The following is a 16,946-nucleotide window of genomic DNA, read 5'->3' on the forward strand; positions in this document are numbered from 1 at the left end:
CGGAAAGGTAGCGCCTGCATGCAAGGAACCGGGGCTCTCGAGAAACTGAACATTCTGGAAGAGCGGATTGCACAGACCACCGAGCGCTTTGCGCACCTCAAGGACCAGTACCAGGCGCTGCAGGAACAGAAGGATTCGCTGGAGCGTGAAATGGACCGGCTGCGCAGTGCCAACCAGGAGCTGACGGAGCGGATCGGTAGCCTGAAGACGAGCCACGATCGGATCGTGAGTTCGTTGCACAAGGATGAAGTGAAGAAGAGGCTGGATCGCGTGCTGGAGAAGCTGGGCGAGTTGCAACTCTAGAGCGGGGGCCATGATGGAAGAGAAGAGCGCGACGACGGTTGAGATTCTGGGGCGGGAGTACCGCATCCGCGGGAGCGCCGACGGCGACTATGTGCGCGAGGTGGCCCGCTTCGTCGACGCCAGGCTGCGCGAAGTCTCCCGGGGAGCGGCGGGCCAGCCGCCCGACCGGGTAGCCGTGTTGGCCGCTATCAATATTGCGGACGAATTGTTTCAGTTGCGCCGCGCGGCCAGTGACGAGATGATGAGTATCGAGCGCAGGACCGAGGGGCTGATCTCCCTCATTGACGAGAAACTATCGCTCGAGACGTGAGCACCGGCCCACCGCGGGCAGACACACACAAGGAAGCGTGAACGACGAACAAAGGCCTGCGCACATAGTTTAGAAAATTCCCTACCATGCGCGTGATGATAAGGTAATTTTTGAGCCAACACCTTATTGAGGGAAGTTCCGATCGGATCGTGCTGTGTAACCACGCGAGTGGCCGACAAAGCGGTTCGTAGGGGCATCCACGTGGACCACAAAGGTTCATGAGTTCCCTTGTACACGGCATAGCGTGGGGAATTTTCATTTACTGCGCACTCCCGTTCCGCCGCTCCATTCGGTTCGCCGCCCCGGCGGTGAGCCCCCCTGCACAAGAGCCGCCGCCAAGCGCGGCCGGCAGTTGCTTGAGGAAGAACCCGTGATCGTTGCATTTCTGGGAGATGTGGTGGGCAAGAGTGGCCGGCGGGCCGTTGCCGCCGCCGTCGTGCGCGTGCGCGGCGAGCACGGCGCCACGCTGGTCATCGCCAACGCGGAGAACTCCGCGGGCGGCTTCGGGATCAACCAGGCATCGATCGAAGAGATGTCGGCGGCCGGTGTGGACTTCTTCACCACCGGCAACCACGTGTGGGACAAGCGCGAGGGCATCGCCCTGCTGGATTCGCGCGACGACCTGGTGCGCCCCGGCAACTATCCCGCACCGGCGCCCGGCCGGGGCGCCGCCCTGGTGCCGGGGAGCAACGGACGGGTGGCGGTGTTGAACGTACAGGGCCGCGTGTTCATGCCGCCGCTGGACTGCCCCTTCCGCACCGTCGACCGCCTGCTGGGCGAGCTTCCTGACACGGTGCGCATCCGTATCGTCGATTTCCACGCGGAGGCGACCAGCGAGGAGATCGCCATGGCTTATTATCTCGACGGGCGTGTGTCACTGGTGCTTGGAACGCACACGCACGTGGCCACGCGGGACGCGCGCATCCTGCCCGGGGGGACCGGCGCGGTCACGGATGTGGGGATGACGGGGTCCTTCGAGTCCATCCTCGGTGTGCGCAAGGATGAGGTCATCGCGCGCTTTCTGAGCATGCGGCCCACGCGTTTCGAAGTGGCCGGCACCGATGTCCGCTGCGATTATGTGGTGGCGGACATCGACGACGAAACCGGACGCACGCGCGCCTTTTCGCACCACCAACTACTGCTGGAGGGTTGATCAATGCAACTGCTCGACGGGAAGGCCGCCGCAGCCGCCATCAAGTCGGAGATCGCCGCTTCCGTTAGCGCACTGGGGAGTGAGCGGCGCCCGGCCATCGCACTGGTGCGCGTGGGGGAGGATCCCGCATCGAGGGTATACGTGTCGGCCAAGGCCAGGGCGTGCGAGGAGTGTGGCATCGAGTCGCGCGGCCTGCACCTGCCCGAGGACGCGCCCGAAGACCGTGTACTGGGCGTTCTGCGCGACTTCAACCGCGACGAGTCCGTCGACGGGATCCTGTTGCAGCTGCCGCTGCCGCGCCAGGTGGACGCAGACCGTGCCATTGCCGCCATCAGCCCGGAGAAGGACGTCGACGGCTTCCACCCCGAGAGCCTGGGGCGGCTGGCGGCGGGAGCGCCGCGCTTCGTCCCCTGCACACCGCTGGGGATCGTCGAGCTCCTGCGCCGCAACGGTGTGTCCACCGTGGGTGCGAACGTGGTGGTGCTGGGGCGCAGCGTGATCGTGGGCAAGCCGATGGGCCTGCTGCTCACGCTCAAGGGCGCGGGCGGCGACGCCACCGTGACCATGTGCCACAGCCGCACCCGCGACATCGCGGCGCACACGCGCGCCGCGGACATCATCATCGCCGCCATGGGCGTGCCGCGCTTTCTCAAGGCGGACATGGTTCGCGAGGGTGCGGTGGTTGTGGACGTGGGCATCAACCGTGTGGAAGACGCCAGTGCCACGAAGGGCTACACCCTGGTGGGCGACGTCGACTTCGAAGCCGTCGCGCCGCGCACCTCGTTCATCACGCCGGTACCCGGCGGGGTGGGACCGATGACGGTCGCGATGCTGATGTCCAATACGTTCACCGCGTACCGCATGCGGACCCGGTGATATGGCTCGCACGGAGCCACCGGTATTCTCCGTCGCTGAGATCAACGGCGTCGTTCGCGAGCTCCTCGAGGGCGAGTTTCGCGACGTGATCGTCAGCGGGGAACTCTCCAACGTGCGCGTGCACGCTTCCGGGCACGTCTACTTCCGTCTCAAGGATGCGGGCGCGCAGCTGGCCGCGGTGTGTTTTCGCGGCGACGCGCGCGGGATCGATTTCGAACTGCAGGATGGCGTGCAGGTGCTGGCGCGTGGGCGCCTCACCGTCTATGAACCGCAGGGTACCTATCAGCTGGTCGCCCGCGGCATCGAACCCGCCGGGAGGGGCGAGCTGGAGCGCGCCTACCGCCTGCTGGTGGCCCGCCTCGACGCGGAGGGCCTCTTCGACGAGGCACGCAAGCGTCCGCTGCCGCGCTACCCGCGCACGTTGGCCGTTATTACGTCGCCCTCCGGGGCGGCGATAAAGGACATCCTCTCGACGCTGCGGCGGCGCTTCCCGTGCGTGGAGGTCCTGTTCGTCCCCGTGCCGGTGCAGGGCGAGACGGCGGCGCCGGCCATCGCTCGGGCGCTGGACGCGGTGTCGGAACAGCCCGCGGTCGACGCCGTCATCGTGGGCCGCGGCGGCGGCAGCCTGGAAGACTTGTGGGCGTTCAACGAGGAGGCGGTGGCGCGCGCCATCCACCGCTGTTCCGTTCCGGTGATCAGTGCGGTCGGCCATGAACGCGACGTCACCATCGCCGACCTGGTGGCGGACCGGCGTGCAGCCACGCCAACCATGGCGGCGGAGATCGCCGTACCCGAACGCGCCGAGGTTGCGCGCCGCATCGACGGGCTCGACGCCGCCATGGCGTCCCGGGTGCGCTCGCGCGTGGAACGCTCTGCGGCGCGGGTCAGCGAACTGCTGCGCAGCTATGCGCTGGGCAGTGTTCGCGGGCGCATCGAGCAGGGCATGCAGGGGCTGGACTTCATCAGCGTACGCCTGCAGGCCGGCGTGCGCGGCGGCCTGCGCGAGCATTCCGGGCGCCTGGATACGCTGGATGCGCGGCTGTCGTCGCTGGACCCGCGGGAGACGATGCGGCGCGGCTATGTGGCCTGCGCAGACGCGGTCTCCGGACGTCTCCTCAAGGGTGCGAAGGAAGCGCTGGACGCGCGCAGCGTGCACCTGTCGTTCCACGATGGGGCCGTATCGGCGAATGTCGGCGGACGGGTCGGCAAGGAGGGAACATGAGCAGGAAGAAGGATGGCGCCGAGGACATCGGGGAGCTCACTTTCGAGGATGCCATGAAACGCCTGGAGCGGATCGTCTCCGAACTGGAGGCGGGAAGCGTTTCGCTGGCGGATTCGTTGCAGAAGTTCGAGGAGGGGATTGCACTGGGCCGCCGCTGCCGGGAACTGCTCGCGAGCGCGGACCTGCGGGTGCGCACGCTGGTGGAAGGCGCGGAGGGAACGCTGGTGGAGGGAGAGTCGTTTGACGCGGAGTGATTCCTCGTTCGACGCCCGCGCCGCGGCCGACCGCGCGGCGGTGGAGGAGCGGCTGGCGGAACTGCTGGCGCGCTTCGCGCATCAGCACGACGGCATGCGCGAGGCCATGGCCTACTCGCTGCTGGGCGGCGGCAAGCGCCTGCGGCCGCTCCTGTGCCTGTGGACGCACGATGCGCTGGGCGGAGCCCGGCGCGACGCGGCACTCGATTGCGCCTGCGCCGTCGAGTGCGTGCACACCTACTCGCTCGTGCACGACGATCTGCCGTGCATGGACGACGACGACCTTCGGCGTGGCAAACCCAGCTCGCACCGGCGCTTCGGTGAGGCGGTGGCGGTTCTCACCGGCGACGCATTGCTCAGCATGGCCTTCGAGATTTCGGCGACGCTGGCCGATCGGCACGACGTGGACAGTGACCTGGCGCTGACGGTGGTGCGCATCCTGAGCTCTGCGGCGGGTACCGATGGCCTCATCACCGGCCAGGCCCTCGACCTGACGCCGCCGGATTGCGGCGGCATCGACGCCGTGGAACGGATTCACGAGCACAAGACCGCCCGCCTGATCGCCGCCGCGCTGGAAACGGGCGCGACCCTGGCGGGTGTGCCGGCCGCGGCGCTGGAGCGGGTGCGGCGCGCCGGGCTCGATGCCGGCGCCGCATTCCAGATCGTGGACGATCTGCTGGATCTGGAGGGCAGCGAGGATTCACTTGGCAAGACCCCGGGCAAGGATGTACACGGGGGAAAGCTCACCTATCCGGCGGTAGCCGGCGTGGAGCGCTCGCGGGCGGAAGCCTCGCGCAGGATCGAGGCCGCACTGGCCTCACTGCCCGGGATAGACGGTACCCCTCTCGCCGCACTGCTGGCGCATCTCGTGGGCCGTCACTCGTGAGCGCGCAACCGATGTTCCTTTCAGCCATATCGCAGCCTCTGCTCGTCGGAATCCTCGGGGGGCTCATCGCCCAGGGGATGAAAGTCGTCTCTTTCCTCCTGCTGGAAAAGCGGATAAACTTCCGCAGACTCCTCGAGACCGACGGTGCCCCCAACATGCACAGCGCGGCCTTTGCCGCGTTGACCGTCGCCATCGGATCGTCCCGTGGTTTCGGGTCGATCGAGTTCGGCGTCGCCATGTGTTTCACCGCCCTGGTGACGGTTGATATGTGGAACGTCAAGCGGGCCGCGTCCCGCCAGGCGGAGATGGTGGAGCTGCTGGTTCAGAAGCTGCGTCCGGGCGCACTGGCGCGCGGACGCAGGGCGTTGTCGTACTCGGTTCTCGACGTCCTCACGGGGACTGCGATCGGCGTTGTGACGGCGCTCATCCTCGGTTGACGGTGCCTAACGGCAGGAGCAGGAGCATGAGCATTCTCGATCGCATTCACTACCCCTCCGATCTCAAGTCCGTGCCGGTACAGGACCTGCCGCAACTTGCGCGCGAGCTGCGCGACGAGATCCTCACCAGCGTCGGCCGCACGGGCGGGCACCTCGGCGCCAGCCTGGGCGCGGTGGAGTTAACCCTGGCGCTGCACTACGTGTTCGATGCGCCCCGGGATCAGATCGTGTGGGACGTGGGGCACCAGGCGTACGGACACAAGATCATCACCGGGCGGCGGGAGCAATTCGATACGCTGCGCCAGCGGCACGGTCTCAGCGGCTTTCCCAGGCGTGACGAGAGCGAATACGACACCTTCGGGGTGGCTCACGCCAGCACCGCCATCAGTGCCGCGCTGGGCATGGCCATCGCGCGCGACATCAAGGGCGAAGCGTTCAACGTGCTGGCGGTGGTGGGCGACGGCGCGCTCACCGGCGGCATGGCGTTCGAAGCCATGAACAACGCCGGCGTGCTCAAGAAGGACATGGTGGTGGTGCTCAACGACAACAGGATGTCCATCTCCCACAACGTGGGTGCTCTGCACAAGTACCTGACCAAGATCACCTCCGGCGCACTCTACAACCACCTGCAGGCGGATGTGTGGGAGTTGCTGGGGCACCTGCCGCGCGGCGGCGGCAAGGCGCGGCGCGTGGCGCGCAAGATCAAGGAGAGCATCAAGACCCTGGTGGTCCCCGGGGTCATCTTCGAGGAACTGGGTTTCCGTTACTTCGGTCCCATCGACGGGCACAACGTCGAGTTCCTGGTGCAGACTTTCGAGCACATCCGGAACCTCAACGGCCCCATCCTCGTGCACGTGATCACGCAGAAGGGAAAGGGCTACCACTTCACCGAGAACGACCCGTTCTGTGCGCACGGGGTGACCCGCTACGACAAGATCCCCGGCGACCGGCCGGCCAAGAAGGGCAACCCGTCCTACACGGGCGTGTACGGCAAGACCATCCTGGAGATGGCCCGCGCGGACAAGCGCATCGTGGCCATCACCGCGGCCATGCCGGATAATACCGGCCTCACCGACTTTGCGCGCGAGATTCCGGATCGCGTATTCGACGTGGGCATCGCCGAGCAGCACGGTGTGACCTTTGCGGCCGGGCTGGCCACGCGCGGCATCGTACCCATGGTCACCATCTATTCGACGTTCCTGCAGCGCGCATTCGACCAGGTGATCCACGACGTCGCCCTTCAGAGCCTGCCGGTGCGTTTCATTCTCGATCGCGGCGGCATCGTGGGCGAGGACGGCCCCACTCATCACGGCACCTTCGACCTGAGCTACCTGCGCATGGTTCCGAACTTCGTGATCATGGCGCCCAAGGACGAGAACGAACTGCGGCACATGGTGAAGACCGCGGTGTCGTACGAGGCGGGCCCGATCGCCATTCGCTTCCCGCGCGGTGAAGGGCTCGGCGTTCCCATGGACGAAGCGTTGCAGGAGATTCCCATCGGCCGCGCCGAGGTTCTCTCCACCGGGCGCGACGTCATGTTCGTCGCCATCGGAGCGATGGTGGCCCCGTGCGTCGCGGCCGCGGTTGCGCTGGGCTCGCGGGGCATCAATGCCGGCGTGGTCAACGCGCGTTTCGTCAAGCCGCTCGACAGTGAGCTGCTCGACCAGCTCGCCGCCGGCGATGCACTCATCATCACCGTCGAGGACAACGTGCTGGCGGGCGGGTTCGGTTCGGCGGTCAACGAGTACTGGGTGGAGCACCACCACGATCTGGTCAACGTCCGCAATCTCGGCCTTCCGGATCGCTTCATCGAACACGGCGACCGCGATGGTCTGCTCGCCGAGGCGGGGTTGTCCGCGGAGGCGATCGCGCAGTTCGCCGCAGACGCGCACGACGAACGCCGGCGTTCGGTCCGGTCGGTCGCCTCGTGATCTCACCCGCCCTCCAAACGCGGCGCGCCGCCACCACCCCCGGGGCCGCGTCATGACGTCACCACGGATCACGCGTGTCGGCATCGCCGCCAACCTCGAGAAGGACGGTGCGGCGGATATCGCCCGCGACCTGGTTGCGGGGCTGCACGGCCTCGGCATGAGCGTGTTCCTCGATGACGATCTGGCGACGCTGGCGCCCGCGCTGCCCGTTGCGCGCAGCGGGATTCCCGAGGACTGCGAGATGATCGTCGCCATCGGGGGCGACGGAACCATCCTCAAGTACGCGCGCCGCTACGTGGACCGTGCCACGCCCCTGGTGGGTCTGAAGTGCGGCCGGCTGGGATTCCTCGCCGAGTCCAGCAAGGAGCGCGTACTGGGCCTGCTCAACGGCGGCGCCTACACGGTGCAGCGACGCATGCGCATCCTGTGCCGCGTGCAGCAGCCCGGCCGCCCGCTGGACGAGTTCAGCGCGCTCAATGACGTGGTTGTGCACAGCACGGGATACTCGCGCATGGTCACCATGCGTGTCGCGGTGGGCGGGAAACTGCTGCGTGAGTTCTCCGCCGACGGACTCATCATCGCGACCCCGACCGGATCCACCGCGTACTCGCTCTCCGCGGGCGGTGCGGTGGTTGAACCCACGCTGGACGCCATCGTGCTCACCCCGCTCAACCCGCACACCATGAGCATGCGTCCCATGGTGCTGGACTCCACCGAAGTCGTCACGATCTCCGTCAGCTCGGCGCCGTCCGGTGTGCTGCTCACGGTGGACGGGCAGGTGGGTCTCGAGTTCGACCCGTCACACGCGATCACCCTGCTGCGCGATGAGCGGCCCACGCGCCTGGTGGTGCCCGACGATTACGACTTCTTCGCCCTGCTGCGCGAGAAACTGTGAGCACGCCATGTTGCGCCGGCTGCGCATCGAGAATCTCGCCGTCGTCGAGGACGTCAGCCTCGAGTTCAAGCCCGGACTGAACATTCTTACCGGATCCACCGGGGCGGGCAAGTCGCTCATCGTGGGTGCGGTGAACCTGCTGCTCGGGGAGCGCGCAGCGGCTGAAGTCATCCGCACTGGAAGCCCCGAGGCGCGCGTGGAGGCCGAGTTTGACCCGCCGCCGGGCGGCGCCGCCGGAACGCTGTTTGCGTCCGTGCCGGCCGGCGAGCCGGTGGTCCTGGCGCGCCGCGTTTCCGGCAGCGGCCGCTCCACGGCGTGGGTGAACGGGCGTGCCGTGCCGCTGAAGGACCTGCGCCTGGCGGCCTCGGCGCTCATCGAGCCACACGGGCAGAACATCCAGTATCAACTTCGCGATCCCCGCCACCACGTTGAGTACGTGGACGCGTTCGCTGACAACGGGTCTTTGCGCGAGCGCTACGCCGCGGCCCTCGCGCGCCTGCGGGATGCGGCGGCGCAACTGGCACGCTACGACGCCGGCCTCGCGGAGATGGCCGAGAAGCGGGAATTGTATGCGCACCGGCTGGCGGAGATCGAACGGGTGGCGCCCCGCCCGGGTGAGAAGGTGGATCTGGAAGCGAAGGCGCGCGTATTTGCGAATGCGGAGAAGTTGTACGCGGTACTGGAGGCGAGTTGCGCGGCGCTGTACGACGACGACCGCTCCGCGTCCGCGCTGGTCGGCGAGAGTGCGCGGCGACTGGAGTCGCTGACCGCGGTGGACGCCCGCCTGGCCGCGATTGCCGGCCGCCTGCGCGAGGCGGCGGCGTTGATTGCAGACGCGGCCGGCGAGGCGCGCGCGCTGGTCGACGGGCTGGACTTCGAGCCCGCGGACGTCGAGCGTACCCAGGAGCGCCTGGACGCGCTGGTTCGCCTGGAGCGGCGCTACGGCGCCGCGCTGGATGATCTGATCGCTCAGAAGGCGGCGTGGAAGGAGATTCTCGAGTCGCTCGACGGCGGGACCGGCCGACGCGAGGAACTGGAGCGGGCCGTGGCTGCCGCGGCGGACGGGGTGGCGCAGGCCGGTTCGGCGCTCAGCGCCGCGCGCGCCGCAGCCGCCCGGGAACTGGACCGGGGCGTGACCGCCGGCATACAGGCGCTGTCCATGCGCGGCGCCAGCTTCCGCACCCACATCGCCCACGCGGCCGATGCCGCCAGCCCGGTGCGGATAGACGGCGCCGGTGTGGTGTGTCACGACGACGGACTGGACGTGGTGCACATGCGCGTGCAGACCAACCCGGGCGAAGCGGAGGGTGGCCTTGACGAGATTGCATCCACCGGCGAACTGTCGCGCGTGGCGCTGGTGCTCAAGCAACTGGCCGCGTCCGGTGTTCCCGGCACCACGTTGATCTTCGACGAGATCGACGCCGGGGTGGGGGCGGACCTGGGGGATGCGCTCGCGGAGAATCTGCTTGCGCTGTCAAAACGGCATCAGATAATCTGCATTACTCACATGCCTCAGATCGCCGCCCGGGGACAGTCCCACCTCGTCGTCCAGAAAGACATCGACGGTGACCGAACGAGGGTTCGTGTTCACGCCGCCGAAGGCGACGAGCGAACACGGGAGATCGCCCGCATGCTCGGCGGCGGCGAGGGAAGCGACCGGCGCCTGGCGCTGGCCGCCGAGATGTTGGATCGCACTCGTCGCGATCGGCGCGAGAAACATGTGCGCCCGTAGCTCAGCTGGATAGAGCACTGGCCTCCGGAGCCAGGGGTCGCAGGTTCGAATCCTGCCGGGCGTACCATTCCTGACCCCCGGGGGTAGTCATTGCTCGGCTGGCTCCTTCGATTTCTCCTCGCCCTGTTCGCAGCCCGGCTGGTGGTACGCGCGCTGCGCCCCGGGCGGCCGGCTCCGCCGCGCTTTGACCCAGAAGCGGCCGCAAACAGGGGAAAACCACGCGCCGCGCCTCCCTTCGATCCGTCGTCGGTCGACGACGCCGACTTCGAAGAGCTCCCCGGCGAGTGAGGTGAACCATGTTCGTTCGACCCCGCCGACCCCGCCGCACGGGCCGCTTCCGGTCCGGCCGCATGCGCACCGAGCGCGAGCGGCGCGAGTACCTCATCTCCATGTACGCGTCCGCCGCGGTGAAGGCAGGCCTCGCCGTGGCACTCATGGTGGCGGCGTTCCAGGCCTTCCGCGCGGCCCAGATCCACGCCGCAGGCGCTTCGCTGGGACTGCGGCTTTTCCTGCCCCTGGCCCTGCTGGCGGGTGCTCTCTTTGCACTGCGCGCGGCGCTGCGCGGGGTGGGCGAGGCGAGAGAGATTCGCAGCACCCCGCTGCTCGATGACGGGGACGACGAGTAGGCCCTCGCAAAACCTAACAAACGCATTTACAGCAGGTTAACCCGGGCGCATGGCATGCGAATTGCTGCGTCCCACGGGGGTTCGGCTGCGGCCGCACGGCCTGAGGAACCTCTTTCGGTGGGCGCTGTATCCATTTGTAATGAAGAAACTTATCCGACACCGCGATATCCTGTTCTCGACCCTGTCCGAGATCACAAGCCTGATCGTTGCGGGACACGACAAGCGGATGATCTTCCGCAAGGTCCTGGAATGCTCCATCCACGTCCTCGACGCGGAGCGGGTCTTCCTGCTGGAACTCGACGGCAACCGCCTGGTGCGCTACAGCCGGGGCATCGACGACGGTTCGCGCGAGCCAAAAATCGATGTGCTCGACGAGACCCCGGGCGTGCTGGGCTGGATGATCAAGGAGACGGAGCAGGACGTCTTTCAGCCGGGGCGGGCGCTGGGGCTGGACGTGCCCACGCTGACGCGCAGCCTTGGAGACGACACCGGCAACCGCGTCATCATCAGTGCGCCGCTGGTGGCCAAGACATCCATGTTCGGGCTGCTCATTGCCATCCATCGCTCCGGCGCGCTGTACGCACCGGAAGACGTGCGGCTGCTCACGCTGCTCGCCAACCAGGCCGCGATCGCGGTGGAGAACGCGCTCCTGTACCAGAAGCTCGAGCAGGAGGCCATCACCGATGGCCTCACCTCGGTCTACAACTACCGGTTCCTGATATCGTCGCTCGAAAGCGAGATAAAGCGCGCCCGCCGCTTCAAGCAGTCGTTCTCGTTCGTCATGCTGGACGTCGATAATCTGAAGTCATACAACGACCGCCACGGCCATTTGAGCGGCAGCCAGGTGCTCAAGGAGATCGCGACCATCATCAAGGCGAGTTGCCGCGAGATCGATTTCGTGAGCAAGTACGGCGGTGACGAGTTTGGCGTGCTGCTGCCGCAGACGCGCTTGGCCGGCGCGGAGAAGGTCACCCGCCGGGTGGTCGACTGTGTCCGCGAGCACTGCTTCGACGCCCAGACGCCGGGGCTGATCACCTGCAGCGCGGGCGTTTCGTCGTTCCCGCGCGACGGGCAGACCCCGCAGGCGATCATTGAGGCCGCGGACAAGGCCCTGTACCAGGCCAAGAGAACCGGCAAGAACACCGTGGTGACCACCGAGTCGCTCATCGAAGAAATGGCCTGAAGTTCTCGTCCGGCCCCGAAAGGGGCGATCAAATCAATACTTGTCTGTGCGCCCGGCTGAGATTAGGCTCGGCGCGGCGCATCTGGAAAAGGAGCCTGGGAGGCAAATGTCAATCATCGAGAAACTACGCGCGCGCGAGGCGCGCACCGCGGTAATCGGCCTGGGATATGTGGGGCTGCCGCTGGCGGTGGAACTCGCGCAGGCCGGTTACGAAGTGGTCGGGATCGACGTGATCGCGGAGAAGGTCGATCGCGTCAACGCCGGGGACAGCTACATCAAGGATGTGACGTCCGAGGCCTTGCGCGAGGTCGTATCCTCGGGCCGGCTGAAGGCCACCACGGATTTCTCCGTGCTGGCGAGTTGCGACACGGTGGACATCTGCGTGCCCACACCGCTGCGCAAGACGCGCGACCCGGACATCTCCTACATCGTGGCATCGGTTGAAGAGATCGCCAAGTACGTGCATCCGGGCATGCTGGTGGTGCTGGAGTCGACCACCTACCCGGGTACCACCGAGGAAGTCATCCTGCCCATGCTGGCGCGTGACGATTTCCGCGTGGGCGAGCACTTCTTCCTGGCGTTCTCGCCGGAGCGCGTGGATCCGGGCAACCCCCGCTTCAACACCAAGAACATCCCCAAGGTGGTGGGCGGGGTGACGCCGCGCTGCACCGAGGTGGCGGCCGCGCTGTATTCCGGCGCGCTCAGCACCATCGTGCCGGTGAGTTCGGCGAAGGTGGCGGAGACGGTGAAGCTTCTGGAGAACACCTTCCGCAGTGTCAACATCGGCATGGTCAATGAGATCGCGCTGATGTGCAACAAGATGGACATCGACGTGTGGGAGGTGATCCGTGCGGCGGCCACCAAGCCATTCGGCTTCATGCCGTTCTACCCGGGGCCAGGCCTGGGCGGCCACTGCATCCCCATCGACCCGTTCTATCTGTCATGGAAGGCCAAGCTGGCCGGGTTCGAGGCACGGTTCATCGAACTGGCGGGGCAGATCAACGGCTCCATGCCGGAGTACGTGGTGGCACGAGTCGCCGAGGCGCTCAACCGTCATCGTAAGGCCGTCAACGGGTCGCGCGTGCTGGTGGTCGGCATATCCTACAAGGCCAACATCGACGACATTCGCGAGTCGCCGGCGCTGGACGTAATGCGCCTGCTGGTGCGCAGCGGCGCGCAGGTCGTCTATCACGACGACGTGGCCGACAGGCGCGACCACGAACTGCAGCACCTGGAGGCAAAGCCGGTGGACCTGTCGCCGCAGACGCTGGCCACGTGTGACTGCGCAGTCATCGTCACCGGACACGACGGCGTGGACTACAAGGCGCTTCTGGACGGTGTGCCCGTACTGGTGGATACGCGCAACGTGTTCGCGGGCGTTCAATCCGACAAGATCGTCAGGCTCTAACGCAGGTGAAGGAGAACGCGTGTCCAGCTATCTCGTGACCGGCGGTGCCGGCTTCATTGGCTCCAACATCGTGGACGAACTGCTCCGGCGCGGGCAAACCGTCCGCGTGCTCGACAACTTCGCGACCGGGCGGGAAGAGAACCTGCAGGACGCGGGAGACCGCATCGAACTCATCCGCGGCGACGTCCGCGACATCGCCGCGGTGGATGCCGCGGTAGCGGGCTGCGACTTCGTCCTGCACCAGGCCGCACTGGCCTCGGTGCCGCGCTCCATCGCCGACCCGGTGGCCAACAACGAGGTCAACGCGCAGGGCACGCTCAACGTGCTGGTGGCCGCCCAGAAGCACGGGGTGAAGCGTGTGGTATACGCCTCCTCCTCCTCGGTGTACGGCGACAGCGAAGAGCTGCCCAAGGTGGAGAGTATGACCCCCAACCCCATGTCTCCTTACGCGGTGGCCAAGCTGGCGGCCGAGTACTACTGCCGGGTGTTCGCGGAACTGCACGGAATGACCACCGTCGCGCTGCGCTACTTCAACGTGTTCGGACCGCGCCAGGACCCCGGCTCGCAGTACAGCGCGGTGATCCCCATCTTCGTCAAGGCACTGGTGGAGGGGAAGGCGCCCACCATCCATGGCGACGGCGAGCAGTCGCGCGACTTCACCTACATCGACAATGTGGTCGGGGCCAATTTGCGGGCCTGCGAGGCGAACGTCAGCGGCGGCAAGGTGTATAACATCGCCTGTGGCGGACGTTTCTCCCTCAACCAGTTATACGCGGCCCTCGCGGCCCGCGTGGGGACGGACCTGCGGCCGGTATACGGCCCGCCCCGGGCGGGAGACGTGAAGCACTCCATGGCCGCCATCGACAGGATCCAGCGCGAGTTGGGCTACCAGGTGTCGGTTTCGTTCGAGGATGGCATCGAGCGCACCGTGCGCTGGTACCAGGACGTCGGCCTCAAGGCGCTTCGTTGACGGAGGTTTTTGCGCCGTGAACAATTTTCAGTCGTGGTTGCGCAGTCCCTGCGGCCGCCTGCTGGCCGGCCTGGTCGTGTTCACCTACTGCAACACAGTGCTGGGCGCCACCTTCGCCCGCGCCCAGGTGCAGCAGCCCATCTCCCAGTCCACGCCCGGCGCCGAGTACCGCGTCGGACCCACCGATCATCTGTTTCTCGCGGTGCCACAGCGCCAGGACCTCAATCGCGAACTGGTGGTAGATGAAAAGGGCGCGGTAACCCTGCCGCTGGTTGGCGATGTGGTGGTGGCGGGCCTGACCAAGGGCGAGATCGAGACGCGCCTGCTGCAGGCGCTTCGCGAGTACTATCCCAGCATCAAGTCGGTGGAGGTCACGGTTACGCGCGCCATGAGCAACGTGATCTTCGTGAGCGGCGACGTCCGCGTCCCCGGCAAGTACAGCATCACCGAAGCGATCAACGTGTGGGAAGCGATTCGCGAGGCGGGTGGCCCGAGTGCGACCGCGGCGCTCACCAGTGTGCGCGTCATCCAGGACCGTGCGCGTGGCGGACGCACGTTCGTGGTGGACGTGCAGGCGGCGCTGGACGCGGGCTCGGTGGGGGATCTGCCGCTGCTCAACCCCGGGGATACCGTGCTGGTGCCGGCCGAGGGCGAGGTCTACACGGGCGTCTCGGGCGTGAACGTGTTCGGCGCGGTGGTGCGGCCGGGCGCGTACCCGCTGCCCGCGCGCCAGGACCTCATGAGCGCGCTCATGGTGGCGGGTGGGCCCGCCCCGGGGGCCAAGATGAGCAAGATCCGCATTGTGCGCCCGAGTGGCAGCGCGACGGCGCAGATCATCAAGGTCAATCTGGACGACTTCATCTACAAGGGGGAGATGGCCAACAACCCGCTCCTGCGATCGGGCGACACCATCTATATGGCCCGCAAGACGTTCTCGTCCCAGAACATCGGTGTGGTGCTCGGTTTCATCACGGCAATCGGGACTATCGTCCTGTTGTACTACACGATTCAGAAGGAATACGATGCACAACAGGCCCGAACGACCCCGTAGCCGCGGCCGCGACTGGTAGTCTTGTGCGCAAAGTAGTCCAGCACGAACACGACACCGGATTCCGCCTCAACCTGGGCGAGTACGCGCGCGTCCTGTGGCGCAAGAAGTACTTCGTCCTCGTCCCGCTGGTCATCTCGGTCATCGTGTCCAACGTCGGCGTGCGTTTCCTCGTACCGGAGTACGAGTCGAGTTCGGTGATCCGCATCGGCGGCATCGCCGACGTGGCCACCGAGGTCGACCGCTTCATCCAGACCGGCGCCGGCCGCCGGTCGCGCAACGCCGAGCTCGGCATGCAGCTGGAAGCGGACGTCATGGGCAGCGCGTTCCTCGACGAGCTGATCCGCCGCATGGGCATGGATCAGGACCCCACCCTCATCGTGCAGGCCGAGCGGCAGCGCGAGATGCTCTACCCGGGTGTGACGGTGGACGAGCTGGTCATGCGCCGCCTGCGCAACTTCCTGCGCCAGCGCATCAAGGTCGATGGCGAGGGACCCGGTCTGTTCCGCATCGCCTACTGGGACGCCAACCCCGAGGCGTGCTACGTGGTGACCGACGCCATCACCAGCCTGTACATCGAGATGCAGCGCCGCCAGACCAACCAGGCGCTGCAGGAAGTCAGTGAGTTCAGCGAGGAACAGTTGGCGGTCTACAAGGAGCGGCTGGATCGCTCGGAACGGGAACTGGCCCGCTTCCAGGAACAGATGGCGGAGCAGAGCACCACCACCAATCCGGTGACGCAGGGCAACGCGGCGCTTTCCGACCGCCTGCGCAGCGATCTGGGGCTCACCATCCGCAGCGCTGAGTCGACCCTGGAACGAATTCGCGATCCGATGGCGGCACAGCTGGGCGGCGTGCCGGATGGGGATCGCATCTGGCGCGACCCCGAGCTGCGCAAGCTGGTCAGCGACCTGACCAACCGCCGCGAGGCGGAGCTGCTGGCGGAACTCAGCGCCGGCGCCGGCGCCGGCCCGGGCGCGGACGACGCGAGCGGCATCGTGCTCACCCAACAGGCCATTCAGCGTCGCCTGTCCGCTCTGATCGCGGACCTGTTTCCCGATCTAGCGGCGGATTACCGGCCCATTGTCGTCGAGTACTTCTACCAGCAGGCGGAGATCAACGCGCTCAAGCAGAAACGAGACCGCCTGGACGCGTACATCCAGACCTACCGCCTGCGCATTCAGATGGCGCCGCAGCGGGACACCGAACTGGCCCGTCTGCGCAAGGAAGTCGAGAACAACCGCGACATCTACAACACTTTTGCCAACGCGGCGCGAACCACTCAGATCAGCCGCGAGGCCCAGAACACCGAACTGGGCGCCACCGTGTTCCTGGTGGAGGAGGCCAGCAAGCCGCTGGCGCCGGTGCGCCCGGACAAGTTCAAGATCCTGGTGCTCGCCTTTCTGCTGGGGGTGAGTATCGGCGCGGCGGGCCTGCTGCTGACGGAGTTTACCGATTCGTCCTTCCGCACCGTGGACGACGTCGAGAAGACCCTGGGGCTCAAGGTGCTGGGCACGATACCGCGCTTCGACCGTGCGCGCTGGCGGCACGACTCCACCCGCAAGCGCTCCATCATCTGGACGGTAACGGTGGTGGTCCTGGTGGGCGTGGTGATCGCGTCATTCTATTCCTACGGGAAGTCGACGCGCGAACAGTTGATCGATCTGGATCTTTCGCGCTCAACCCGGGGCGCCACGCCGGAGCAGTAACCC

At 66.7% G+C, this 16,946-nt stretch carries 17 protein-coding genes, 1 tRNA gene and 1 other RNA gene; all 19 read left to right on the forward strand.

The genetic code is table 11. The annotated features are described in order from the left end of the window. The first annotated feature begins 18 nt into the window (after positions 1-18). Positions 19-303 (forward strand): hypothetical protein, encoded by a 285-nt coding sequence (locus OEX18_04125; GenBank protein ID MDH4336446.1) that lies wholly within the window; start codon positions 19-21, stop codon positions 301-303. A gap of 10 nt (positions 304-313) precedes the next feature. Next, positions 314-613, forward strand: a complete 300-nt coding sequence (locus tag OEX18_04130; protein ID MDH4336447.1) for a cell division protein ZapA — start codon at positions 314-316, stop codon at positions 611-613. Between the two features lie 75 nt (positions 614-688). Further along, positions 689-868: non-coding RNA, 6S RNA (gene ssrS / locus OEX18_04135), on the forward strand. 115 nt (positions 869-983) lie between these two features. After that, positions 984-1,766 carry a YmdB family metallophosphoesterase gene (locus OEX18_04140; protein ID MDH4336448.1) on the forward strand — a complete coding sequence of 261 codons (783 nt, stop codon included), beginning with the start codon at positions 984-986 and terminating at the stop codon, positions 1,764-1,766. A 3-nt stretch (positions 1,767-1,769) separates the two neighbouring features. Continuing rightward, a complete protein-coding gene (gene folD, locus OEX18_04145) occupies positions 1,770-2,642 on the forward strand; it encodes a bifunctional methylenetetrahydrofolate dehydrogenase/methenyltetrahydrofolate cyclohydrolase FolD (protein MDH4336449.1) in 873 nt (290 codons plus the stop codon). A 1-nt stretch (position 2,643) separates the two neighbouring features. Then, the gene (gene xseA / locus OEX18_04150) at positions 2,644-3,864 is read left to right on the forward strand and encodes an exodeoxyribonuclease VII large subunit (protein ID MDH4336450.1); all 1,221 of its coding nucleotides are present in this window, start codon (positions 2,644-2,646) and stop codon (positions 3,862-3,864) included. After that, entirely contained in the window at positions 3,861-4,118 is a 258-nt protein-coding gene (xseB, locus tag OEX18_04155) for an exodeoxyribonuclease VII small subunit (protein ID MDH4336451.1), read from the forward strand. Before xseA ends, xseB begins: the two co-directional genes overlap by 4 nt. Then, positions 4,105-5,004 carry a polyprenyl synthetase family protein gene (locus OEX18_04160; protein ID MDH4336452.1) on the forward strand — a complete coding sequence of 300 codons (900 nt, stop codon included), beginning with the start codon at positions 4,105-4,107 and terminating at the stop codon, positions 5,002-5,004. Before xseB ends, OEX18_04160 begins: the two co-directional genes overlap by 14 nt. Before the next feature lie 11 nt (positions 5,005-5,015). After that, positions 5,016-5,441, forward strand: coding sequence for a divergent PAP2 family protein (locus OEX18_04165; protein MDH4336453.1), 426 nt, complete (start codon positions 5,016-5,018; stop codon positions 5,439-5,441). A gap of 26 nt (positions 5,442-5,467) precedes the next feature. Further along, positions 5,468-7,372 (forward strand): 1-deoxy-D-xylulose-5-phosphate synthase, encoded by a 1,905-nt coding sequence (dxs, locus tag OEX18_04170; GenBank protein ID MDH4336454.1) that lies wholly within the window; start codon positions 5,468-5,470, stop codon positions 7,370-7,372. A gap of 52 nt (positions 7,373-7,424) precedes the next feature. Next, positions 7,425-8,267: an NAD(+)/NADH kinase gene (locus OEX18_04175; protein MDH4336455.1), complete on the forward strand. Its 843-nt coding sequence runs from the start codon at positions 7,425-7,427 to the stop codon at positions 8,265-8,267. Positions 8,268-8,274: 7 nt separating this feature from the next. Beyond that, complete coding sequence (gene recN / locus OEX18_04180) at positions 8,275-9,999, forward strand: DNA repair protein RecN (GenBank protein ID MDH4336456.1); 1,725 nt, start codon at positions 8,275-8,277, stop codon at positions 9,997-9,999. Next, positions 9,990-10,066, forward strand: a tRNA-Arg gene (locus tag OEX18_04185). The genes recN and OEX18_04185 overlap by 10 nt, the downstream gene beginning before the upstream one ends. A 229-nt stretch (positions 10,067-10,295) precedes the next feature. Next, entirely contained in the window at positions 10,296-10,625 is a 330-nt protein-coding gene (locus OEX18_04190; GenBank protein ID MDH4336457.1) for a hypothetical protein, read from the forward strand. Positions 10,626-10,764: 139 nt separating this feature from the next. Beyond that, complete coding sequence (locus tag OEX18_04195; GenBank protein ID MDH4336458.1) at positions 10,765-11,808, forward strand: sensor domain-containing diguanylate cyclase; 1,044 nt, start codon at positions 10,765-10,767, stop codon at positions 11,806-11,808. Between the two features lie 106 nt (positions 11,809-11,914). Next, positions 11,915-13,216: a nucleotide sugar dehydrogenase gene (locus OEX18_04200; GenBank protein MDH4336459.1), complete on the forward strand. Its 1,302-nt coding sequence runs from the start codon at positions 11,915-11,917 to the stop codon at positions 13,214-13,216. Between the two features lie 19 nt (positions 13,217-13,235). After that, the gene (locus OEX18_04205; protein ID MDH4336460.1) at positions 13,236-14,186 is read left to right on the forward strand and encodes an SDR family oxidoreductase; all 951 of its coding nucleotides are present in this window, start codon (positions 13,236-13,238) and stop codon (positions 14,184-14,186) included. A gap of 16 nt (positions 14,187-14,202) precedes the next feature. Continuing rightward, positions 14,203-15,237, forward strand: a complete 1,035-nt coding sequence (locus OEX18_04210) for a polysaccharide export protein (protein MDH4336461.1) — start codon at positions 14,203-14,205, stop codon at positions 15,235-15,237. Positions 15,238-15,260: 23 nt separating this feature from the next. Further along, complete coding sequence (locus tag OEX18_04215; protein MDH4336462.1) at positions 15,261-16,943, forward strand: hypothetical protein; 1,683 nt, start codon at positions 15,261-15,263, stop codon at positions 16,941-16,943. Positions 16,944-16,946: the final 3 nt, after the last annotated feature.

It is taken from the genome of Candidatus Krumholzibacteriia bacterium, assembly GCA_029865265.1.
Lineage (GTDB): Bacteria > Krumholzibacteriota > Krumholzibacteriia > WVZY01 > JAKEHA01 > JAKEHA01.

Coding starts and splice junctions, on each gene's coding strand:
- OEX18_04125 (MDH4336446.1), top strand. CDS start 19: ATGCAAGGAACCGGGGCTCTCGAGAAACTGAACATTCTGGAAGAGCGG.
- OEX18_04130 (MDH4336447.1), top strand. CDS start 314: ATGATGGAAGAGAAGAGCGCGACGACGGTTGAGATTCTGGGGCGGGAG.
- folD (MDH4336449.1), top strand. CDS start 1,770: ATGCAACTGCTCGACGGGAAGGCCGCCGCAGCCGCCATCAAGTCGGAG.
- xseA (MDH4336450.1), top strand. CDS start 2,644: ATGGCTCGCACGGAGCCACCGGTATTCTCCGTCGCTGAGATCAACGGC.
- xseB (MDH4336451.1), top strand. CDS start 3,861: ATGAGCAGGAAGAAGGATGGCGCCGAGGACATCGGGGAGCTCACTTTC.
- OEX18_04165 (MDH4336453.1), top strand. CDS start 5,016: ATGTTCCTTTCAGCCATATCGCAGCCTCTGCTCGTCGGAATCCTCGGG.
- dxs (MDH4336454.1), top strand. CDS start 5,468: ATGAGCATTCTCGATCGCATTCACTACCCCTCCGATCTCAAGTCCGTG.
- OEX18_04175 (MDH4336455.1), top strand. CDS start 7,425: ATGACGTCACCACGGATCACGCGTGTCGGCATCGCCGCCAACCTCGAG.
- recN (MDH4336456.1), top strand. CDS start 8,275: ATGTTGCGCCGGCTGCGCATCGAGAATCTCGCCGTCGTCGAGGACGTC.
- OEX18_04190 (MDH4336457.1), top strand. CDS start 10,296: ATGTTCGTTCGACCCCGCCGACCCCGCCGCACGGGCCGCTTCCGGTCC.
- OEX18_04195 (MDH4336458.1), top strand. CDS start 10,765: ATGAAGAAACTTATCCGACACCGCGATATCCTGTTCTCGACCCTGTCC.
- OEX18_04200 (MDH4336459.1), top strand. CDS start 11,915: ATGTCAATCATCGAGAAACTACGCGCGCGCGAGGCGCGCACCGCGGTA.